The following is a 532-nucleotide window of genomic DNA, read 5'->3' as shown; positions in this document are numbered from 1 at the left end:
CGTGAGCTGGCAGAAGCCAAGATGGATAACGAGTTTTTGTCAAAAGCGACAGCCTTCTTCGCCGCAAAGCAACGCGATCAGAAAAGTTCGAGTTAATGCAGCAGGAGAAGGCGAATTTCAGTATCAAGCGCATGGCGCGCTTGTTGAAGGTATCTCGGTCTGGATACTACAAATGGGCCCATATGCAGCAGCAACGCTTATCCGGTAATGATGATCGGACATCTTTTTACGATGATGCTGATCGTAAGATTCATCAGATCTGGAAAGACTCCGATGAGGTCTATGGTGCTCCGCGGATTACCGCAGAACTCGCCGATCGCTACCAGATCAGTGTGAATCGTAAGACTGTGGCTAAGCGGATGCGCCTGATGGGAATTGAAGGGATTTCACCGCGTGCTTTTGTGCCCGTGACAACGATTCAATCTAAACGTAAGTCGAGTCTTCCTGACCTGGTAAAGCGCATGTTTGATACCGGCGAGCTCAACCGGGTATGGATGTCGGACATTACCTACCTGCGCACCGGCGAGGGTTG

General features: G+C 50.6%; 1 protein-coding gene. It reads left to right on the top strand.

Going from position 1 to position 532, the window contains the following annotated elements:
* Positions 1-95: 95 nt before the first annotated feature.
* Positions 96-532: IS3 family transposase (locus ABRP88_RS11435; protein ID WP_349837267.1), on the top strand; the 437-nt coding region annotated here is incomplete at its 3' end.

The organism is Corynebacterium sp. KPL2734, from assembly GCF_040225595.1.
Lineage (GTDB): Bacteria > Actinomycetota > Actinomycetes > Mycobacteriales > Mycobacteriaceae > Corynebacterium > Corynebacterium rhinophilum.
Note: the sequence above shows the minus strand (reverse complement) of the source record. Positions and strands in the feature narration are given on the sequence as shown.